The organism is Streptomyces sp. NPDC058284 (genome assembly GCF_042881135.1).
Classification (GTDB): domain Bacteria; phylum Actinomycetota; class Actinomycetes; order Streptomycetales; family Streptomycetaceae; genus Streptomyces.
On record NZ_JBHVYE010000027.1, the window covers coordinates 99,604 to 107,821 of the forward strand.

An 8,218-nucleotide genomic window follows, 5' to 3' on the forward strand; every position below is an offset into this window, starting at 1 on the left:
CCGAAGTTTGTTTCGGACTGTCAACCCCGGGCTTGTTGTCGGGACGGGGTGCGTTCCGATCTGGCGTGCGAGGCACCGGTCACGTACTCACCGTGACGAACGACGAGCGGCCCCACCCTGGCAGGAGGCAGCGGATCGGCAGGCTTTCTGCTGGTCGACGCAGCCGTGCTGTTTGCACGCTCATGGCCGTCCCTATCGTGCGCGGGGTTCGCAGCCGACTCGATTCGACGTCAGGGGCGGGTTGCTGCCGTGGGGCAGAGGGAGGGGTGGGTGGTGGCGGTGAGATGGCTGGTGAAGACGAGACGATCGTTCTGGTGGCCGGTGACGCGGATGGTGTGGGTGTCGGGGTGCGTGCTGGGTTGAGGTGTGGTGGTGATGTAGCAGGGGTCGGTGAGTTCGACGTAGCGGTGGAATTGAGTTTGCGTCTGGATAGGGACGGCGTTGGCAGGGAGGCGGGGCTGGCTGCTTTGGCGGGCGGCCTCAATGAGAACCATGCCGGGGATGTGGTCGCCGTCGTGGTCGAAGAGAACAGGGTGGTTGGGGTTGGCGTTGAGGCGCCAGGTGTAGGGCTGGTCGGTGGGGGCGAGGACGAGGTCGCGGGGGTTGTTGCGTCCGTGAGCGTGGGGGTTTTGGTGGTGGTTGGGGGTGTGGTGGAGGGAGGCGAGCGTGGGAGTGGGGACGGGGGCGGCGCGGACGCGCTGGTAGGCGGAGGGGGAGATGCAGGTGAAGTACCCGTAGCCAGTGGCGAGAGTCTGCTGGTTGCTGCTGATGTTGAGGTGAATGGTGAAGGTACGGCGGCGAGGGGTGGGCGTGAGGGTGGCGTGGAGAGTGAGGTTGGTGGGGGTGGACTGGATGGTGAGGTGTTCGGGGTGGCTGGTGACGGTCATGTCTTGCATGACGAAGTGGTGGTCGAGCGGTACGTGATGTTCGGTGTGGGCGAGATAAATGCCGGCCTGGCGAAGCGTTTCGCAGGCCTGGAGGTGATCGTGGCTGCGGCCGTCGGCTGTGGTGAAGAAGGTGTGGGCGCGGGGCCACTGGCCGGTGAGGGTGTAGGTCTCCTCGCCAGTCCTTTCATGACCGGTGAGAAAGACTTCAGCGTGGGCGGCACGGTGGACGTACTGACGGGGCACGGTGCCGGTGAACACAGATAGCAGGGCCGGTATCCGGTCGGCGCGGTCGCTCGGGCTGCTGTGAGTGTCCTGCGTGTCCTGTGCGTTTGGCCGCGGGGGTGCGCATTGAATGGTGAGGGCGCAGTGCACGCCATGGCTCGGGGTGTCCGCCGACTGCGGTGTGTTCTGGGCTTCTCCGAGTCTGGGCCGCTCCGACGCAGGCTGTGCGTTCTGCGTGACTGGCACCCTTTGGGTGCCCTGCGACGTCTGTATGTCCGGCGGGATCGACGGTTTCGGTGCGGCCAGCGAGTTTTGTGGGCACTCTGCGTACCGCGCTTCGTACGTGCGCTGGATGGCCTGCGTGTTCGAATCCTTTTGGGCGTCTTGCGACCGTGTCAGGACCAGACTGCTCATGAACCTCTCCCCCTGGAGGTGAATGAAAGTGTGTTCATAACATACATACCCACCGGTTTTCTTTTCAAGTGTCGGTGGTGATTACATGCGGAGGGGGTGGAAGGATAACGTTCCATTTCGAATGGGTGATTTCGTGACGCTGGGTAATTGAGTTCCTCGCGGGTTGGGTTGCGGCCTTAGGCGAAGAGGAAGTGAAGCGTCCGTTTAAAGAAACCGGGCGGACGGTTCCTTCTTATGCCTTTCGCTGTCGCCCTGGGTGGAGTGAGGAGCTGTGGTCAGTCGTGTAGTGGGCGTGTACGCGCGCGTTCCGCGAGTGCCCGGTGAATACGGAATGACGGTTCCGGTTCGGCTGCGGTCGGATGTTGTGGCACGTTGTTGCGTGGACCAGTCTTTATCAAGCGTCGAAATGGCGTGGCGGTGTCGGGGAAGTGGGGGTTGTCGTGGTGGATCGGATGGGTTGGGCGGGCGAGGGATCGGCCGTCCGCGGGCCGGGTTCGAACGGTGTGGCGGTCGGCGAGGTCGGCGCCACCGGGGCGGCGGGTCGTGAGGAAGGACGCAAGCGGGGCCTGAAGCACCTGAACCTAGTAGCGGTGAACATTGACGGGGTGTTGCTCAACGACAGTTTCGGGCCGGTGATTCGGCGACTGGTGGAGTCGCGGGGTGGGGTCTACGGGGCGGAGCTGGAGCAGGCGTTGCTTTCGCAGCCGCAGATGGTGGCAGCACAGACTGCGGCAGATGTGCTGGGTGGGAGTGCCGAGGCTGTACTCACAGCATATTTCGAGGAGCGGGACCGGTATGTGCTTGAGCACCCGGTACGGGTTCTGGAGGGCGCGGAGACGCTTTTGCAAAGGCTGCGCTCATTGGAGATGCGTATAGTTTGTTACGGGGGACTGGGGCGGACGCACTTCGATTGTCACTTGAGTGCTTTGGCTGAATATTTCGACGAGCCGGTTTATGTGTGCACCAATGATTTCCGTCCCGGTATCAGGGAGATCGCGGAGTTGTTTGAGATTCGCTTTGACCAGATGCTCGTCATTGACGATGTGGCGCGGGTGGCGGAGACGGCCCGCGAACTGGGGAGCGCTTTCATCGGGCACCCCAGTGATTACGAGCAGGGTTTCCAGCGGCCGTTGATGGAGCGGGCCGGGGTCCGGCATGTGGTGCGTTCGCTCGGGGAAATCTCTGAGGAGCTGTTGCGGACGGTTGACGCGGAGGCGGCCGCCGGAGACAACTGGCCTCTGGCCCCGCAAGTTTGAAGGGGCACTTCCCCTCGCACTGCCCCTCTGTCTCGGAGCCGGAGGGGCGTGGTGGCCGGGTGTGAGCGAGGGCTGCCCTGCCTCCACGATGAAGGGGCTACAGGACGGCCGCCAGGTAGCCGAGTGTTGACACCGCCCGTTGGCAGAGCGAGGGCTGTCTCAGCGCTGTGACAGAGACGCTGGCCTGAGGGGCGCGAGCGCAGTCTGCCTGCGGACGCGAGTGTCTTCTCTCCTCACTCGTGGAAGCAGGGGCTCAGCGCTTAGGGGCGGTTGGAGCCTCTGCCGACCGGAAAGGGAGGGCGTCGATTCAGCCGGGACTGCGACTTCCGCCCCCAAAGCGGCGGCATCGGTTCCCAGCTGGCTGTGGTGCGGGCGGCCTGCCCCCGCCGAGACGCTGTCGCCCCCCGCGAGAGCGACGGTGAGCTGCTGACTCCGGACCGGCAGGTGGGGTCGGGCGGGGTGTGGCCGTGTGTTGTAGGAGCTGCTCTCGGAGTCGTTGCCTGGTGCGGCTGCCTGGGGTTTGGCGGCCGACGGGTTCCGGTCTGGTGTTTCGGATCGGCTCCGATCGGGGCGCACCCTCGTTGCGAGGGTGTCAGGAGTGATGGGTGGGGACTTATCGGGCGAGCAGCTGGCGGGGAATGGGTTTGGCAAGATCCTTCGCGGGGTCTTTCGGGGGTGTTGTGGGTAAGGTACGTCCACGGCGGTTTCCTTCTGTGGTCCGCTGCATACCCGAAACGGGTACGGAGTGCAGGGGAGGTCCTACGTGGCGCAGCAGGAGCGTGCTGTTCGAACACGCCGCGCGGTGCTGGAAGCAGCTGCGGTGGTCTTTGCCGAGCATGGCTATGCGGCAGCCACGGTGTCGGACATCCTCAAGGTCGCCGGGGTGACCAAGGGGGCTTTGTACTTCCATTTTGATTCCAAGGAGGCTTTGGCGCGGGGGGTGTTGCAGGCGCAGACTGCTTATGCCGTGCCGCCGCAGGATCTCAAGGTCCAAGAGTGGGTGGATACAGGGCTCTTGCTGGCGCATCGGTTGCCGCAGGATCCGGTGGTGCAGGCAGGGGCGGTGCTCTCTTCGGACCCCCGGGGCCGGGAACATTACGGGAGTGCCTGGCCAGCTTGGGTCGACTTGTCTGCGCAGATGCTCATCGAGGCCAAGGAGCGTGGTGAGATCCTCTCCCATGTGGTGCCGCGACAGACTGCGGAGCTGGTAGTCGGCGCTTTTCACGGGATTCAGCTGTTTTCTCAGCTGGAGCACGGGCTGGCGGATGTGGAGCGGCGCATCGCGGCGCTCTACGACCATGTGATGCCGTCGATCACGGTGCCGGCTGTACTGACCCGTCTGGACCTGGCCCCGGACAGGGGCGCACGTCTATTTGCAGAGGCGGTATGTATCCCGCAGCCCGACCTGGTGGACAGCACCGGCTGACACGCCTTACTCATCCTCCATGCGTGAACGCCCCTCTGCTCGGGTGTAGTCGTGAGATGAGGGCGGGTGTCTTTTTGCTGGGACCACGGCCGGGTCGCCAGGTGGTGGTGTGGCCGTCTCCGGGCATAGCGGCGCCGGTGATGTGGAAGGCGCGGTCGCTGCAGGCCCGGGCGGCTGCCTCCGCGACTTCCTCGGGTTCGGCCATGCTGTTGCGCGGAAAGAAGGCTTTGCTTTCGTCGACTTCCTGGTCAGGGCAGCGTGCGAACCGGCACTTCGTCATCTCTGAGCAGGCTGCAGGCCAGGCCGGGGGCGATAGCGTTGATGCGGATGTTGCGCGGCGCATATTCGAGTATGGCGCCTTCGTCGCACCGACCCCGGCGTGTCTGGCGGCGACGTAAGCGGCTGCGACAGAGGTGACTACCAGGCCGGTGACGATCGCCCGCCACCGTTTTCGATCATTGCGCTGATATCGGGGCGCAGGCGGTTCCCACCCTGCGTGCGTTGGCGTCGAGGACCAGCTCGTAGGTGGCGTCGTCCATATGGCGCAGAGGGGTCCTCTCCACGGCAGTGCCGGCGTTGTTGCACGCCACGTCTAGGCGGCCGTGAGTGTCCACTGCGTGGGCGACGGCCCGGCGCGTTTCGGTGGCGACTTGGACGTCGCCGACGCAGTAGAGCCTGTACGCCCTCGACACGCAGTTCTTTGGCCAGGAGCGCCAAGCGGTCGTCACGCCGGGAGGCCAGGACCACGTGCGCACTAGCGAGGGAGGGACCCTGGCCGCCCCCTCCCCGCGCCGTTCCCACTGCTCGCTCCGGCGACGAGGGAGGCCTTGCCCGCGAACGAACCCTGATTACACACGTCAACTCCCGTGCCCTCCGTTTGCTTTGAGCGGCGCATGCCGACGGTAAGCCGCTTCCGCTCACACTGGGGTTAACACCTTGGCAGGCTAGCGTGCGCGTGCGCTAACAGGGGCTGCTTCCCGCTCCATGAGAAATGTCCCGCCCGGTCGGTCCTGTCCCCGGGTCTGCGCCCCTTGCCTTCCTGGTTCTTGGCCGCAGGCCTCTGGCCCCGGCCTGTGCGCTTCACCTTTCGGCGCAAGCGTGCGGTGGCTTCGGAGGGTGTGGCGTGTGGGCCGCGTGTGAGGGGGCTGACGGGTGAGGCACGTGGCTCTGACGTCAGTTCGCGTCACAACGAGGCGTTGGAGGTCCGGGTGTCGGCATGGGGTGGGCGGGATTGGTGATGGTGGGGAGGAGCAGCTGCCAGAAATGGGTGAGAGGGACGGAGGTGAGCCAGGTGGGGCTGGTGCGGCTGAGTATTTCGAGGCCGGTGGTGGTGGCGACGATGGTGGTGGTGAGGGCCTCGGGGGAGATGTGGGGGGCGAGGGTGTGTTCGTCGGCGGCGCGGGTGGCGAGGTGATGAACGCAGGTGTGCCATTGGTGGCGCAGGTCGAGCGGGGTCTCAGGGCTTGAGTCGCAGGTGAGGCGGAACCCGGCGCGGACCACGGTGTCGTGGTGCAAGAGGTAGATCATGTGGTGGGAAAGGTTGATGAGGTTTTGCAGGGTGCTGGTGTGATCGGGCGGCGTGGTGTGGGCAGCTTTGTGCAGGGTGTGGGCGGCGGCTTGTTCGACGGCGTGGGCGAGGGCGGCCTTGTTCTCAAAGTGGAAGTGCAGGGCGCCGCGGCTCACGCCGGCGCCTGAACTGATCTCGTCCAGGCTGGCCTTGAGGTAGCCGTGGCGTTCGAATCTCTCGGCGGCCGAGAGGAGGAGTGCGTTGCGTGTGCGGGTGGCCCGTTCCTGCTGGCTCACTGGTGGCTCCCGTCGAGGTGAGGTTCGGTCGACTTATAAAACCAACTTGCTGGTTTGATATCCAGTGGTTGGTGGGACCTGGTTGACGAGGGTGGCTGAGTGCCGTGCATTCCGTTTGTCCAGAGCGGGAGACGGGCGTAGGGCGATTTGGTCGGTGATCCTGGTGCCTGCTCAGTGGGTGGCGCGGCATTTTGGCCGGAAGGTGGAGGTTCCGCTCCGGCTATGGCCCGGCCGGGGTGGGGGTGTCGATACCCGGAGGTGTTCGGTTCGGTGGCGTCTTCACTCCCAAAAAAAACCGCGCACGTGGTTTGTAGCAGGGCTTTGGGGCCTCACTCTCCTGTGGCGCGGCGTGGTTCTCGGGCTGGGCTGCGGAGGGTCACGTCCGGTTGGGGGCGTATCGGAGGGGGTGGGTGCAGCCTCTCTGCGTCTGACCCGTTCCCTGACCGGGTCTGAGTTCGTCGCCTGTCGCCTGAGAGCGGGGTAGTCGCCCCCCCGCCCCGGGTCCGGTTCCTGCTGTTCTGGCTCCGGGTTTCGCCGCCTGGACCGGTTGCCACCCCGTCGGCTCCTCGATGAGGTCCGGGCCCGGTTTCTGTCGGATTGTGGGGTGCCTGTCCTGCGGGGATGTTCCAGTCTCCTAGCTCGTAGCGGTTCTGTGTCCCTTCCAGGGCCCCGGTTCGGTGGCGCGCTTTTGCCGCCGCAGGTAGCTCGTCGGTCCTCTGCGGTTGCCCCTCGGCCCGGCGGTGTCGACGTCTTGCCCCAGTCGTCTCAGGGCCTCGCTCCTCCGGAGTTCCCTGTGGTGCTGCGGGCTGGTGCTCTCCCTTGCCTCCGCTCCCTGGTGCTTGTACTGGGGTGGAGGGGTGGTGGGGTGGTGGTGGAAACCAGCTACGCGGTTTTCTATTGACAGGGGGTGGGGGATCGTTTTGAATCGGGTGGCGGTAAGGGGGCTGGTTTGCCTCTTCCGGTAGGGGGAGCGGGGGGAGGGTGTGGTGGCGGGTTTGGGTGTGGTGTGGCCTGGTTGGGGTCGGTTTGTGCTGCCGGTCCGGGCGCCGCCCGTGTGCGTGTAGCGTCCGCGCGGGGTTTGCTGTCCGTGTTGCTTGTGCGGTCTGTGCGGCCTGTGTTGCTTGTGCGGCCTGTTGCTTGTGCGGCCTGTGTTGTTTGTGCCGTTCGTGTTGTCGGTGTGGTTTGCGCTGTCTGTGCTGGTGTGGTGCGCGTGCCGTGTGGCCGTTCGTGTGGCCGGTTCCGCTGTGTGCTGCCTGTACTGCTCGTGCTGGCTGCGCTAGTTGCGCTGGCTGTTCTGCCCTCAGCGCCCGTGCTGCCCGCAGTACCCGTGCTGGCTGTGCTGCCCGTCGGTGCCTCTTCTGCCCGTAGTACTGGTACTGCCTATCCGTTCTGCCCGTCGTTCTGCCTGTGCTGGCTGCACGGTTGCACTGCTGATGTCGCCTGTGCTGTCCGCGCGTGCGTGCTGTGGGTGCTGCCTGTGTCGCCCGCGCCGCCCGCAGTGCCTGTATCGCCCGTGCCGCCCGTAGTGCCTGTGTCGTCTGTGCTGCCTGTGCTGTGCGTGGTGGTGGGGGAGTGTTTTCCGGGTGGTGGTGTGGGTGTCATGGGGGGTGGGGGTTTGGCGGTGTCTTCTGTGGCTGGTCGGTCGGGGTTGGGGGGTGGGGGTTGCTCGTCTGGGCCGGCCGGCTGGTGGGCTGGTGTGGTCGGGGTGGGTGTGGGTGGGTGTGGGTTGTGGTGTGTGTGGTTGTGGTTCTCGTCGACGTACGGAGGAAGCCCATGAAGGTTCAGGTTCTGGGTCCGTTGAGCGCCGAGGTCAATGGGGGATCGATTGTTCCGTCGGCGGGTAAGCCGCGGCAGATTCTGTCTCTCTTTGCCCTCTATCCGGGGCGGGTGATGCCGGTGCCGACGCTGATGGAGGAGTTGTGGGGGACGGAGCCGCCGCAGAGTGCGCTGACGACTTTGCAGACGTACATTTTGCAGTTGCGGCGGCATGTGGGGGCGGCGTTGGGTGGGGAGGGCCGGGGGTCGGCGAAGGAGGTGCTGGCGACGCGGCATGGGGGGTATCTGATGCAGATACCGGGGGAGAGTGTGGATGTGCATCAGTATGAGCGGCTTGCGGGTGAGGGGCGGGCGGCTTTTGAGGGCGGGGATGATGCGGGGGCTGCGGAGCGGTTTCGGCGGGCTCTGGCGTTGTGGCGTGGGCCGGCGCTGGT

At 65.5% G+C, this 8,218-nt stretch carries 6 protein-coding genes; 3 read left to right on the forward strand and 3 right to left on the reverse strand.

Features of this window, described 5'->3' with window-relative positions:
* Positions 1-230 precede the first annotated feature (230 nt).
* Positions 231-1,523 carry a ScbA/BarX family gamma-butyrolactone biosynthesis protein gene (locus tag ACFVYR_RS30200; protein ID WP_384256583.1) on the reverse strand — a complete coding sequence of 431 codons (1,293 nt, stop codon included), beginning with the start codon at positions 1,521-1,523 and terminating at the stop codon, positions 231-233.
* A 440-nt stretch (positions 1,524-1,963) separates the two neighbouring features.
* Between ACFVYR_RS30200 and ACFVYR_RS30205 the strand changes: the two genes are divergently transcribed.
* Positions 1,964-2,779, forward strand: a complete 816-nt coding sequence (locus ACFVYR_RS30205) for an HAD family hydrolase (RefSeq protein WP_384256585.1) — start codon at positions 1,964-1,966, stop codon at positions 2,777-2,779.
* A 763-nt stretch (positions 2,780-3,542) separates the two neighbouring features.
* On the forward strand, positions 3,543-4,205 hold the full coding sequence (locus ACFVYR_RS30210; protein WP_384256587.1) for a ScbR family autoregulator-binding transcription factor: 663 nt from the start codon (positions 3,543-3,545) through the stop codon (positions 4,203-4,205).
* A gap of 455 nt (positions 4,206-4,660) precedes the next feature.
* Here the strand turns inward: ACFVYR_RS30210 and ACFVYR_RS30215 are convergent, their stop codons facing one another.
* On the reverse strand, positions 4,661-4,933 hold the full coding sequence (locus ACFVYR_RS30215) for an SDR family oxidoreductase (protein WP_384256589.1): 273 nt from the start codon (positions 4,931-4,933) through the stop codon (positions 4,661-4,663).
* A 445-nt stretch (positions 4,934-5,378) separates the two neighbouring features.
* Positions 5,379-6,008 carry a ScbR family autoregulator-binding transcription factor gene (locus ACFVYR_RS30220; protein ID WP_384256591.1) on the reverse strand — a complete coding sequence of 210 codons (630 nt, stop codon included), beginning with the start codon at positions 6,006-6,008 and terminating at the stop codon, positions 5,379-5,381.
* A 1,773-nt stretch (positions 6,009-7,781) separates the two neighbouring features.
* Here ACFVYR_RS30220 and ACFVYR_RS30225 point away from each other — a divergent pair.
* A partial coding sequence (locus ACFVYR_RS30225) for a winged helix-turn-helix domain-containing protein (protein ID WP_389613180.1) occupies positions 7,782-8,218 on the forward strand: 437 nt, incomplete at its 3' end.

What these genes read in the sequence shown, in the direction of transcription:
- ACFVYR_RS30200 (WP_384256583.1), bottom strand. Translation starts at nt 1,523, where the DNA reads ATGAGCAGTCTGGTCCTGACACGGTCGCAAGACGCCCAAAAGGATTCG.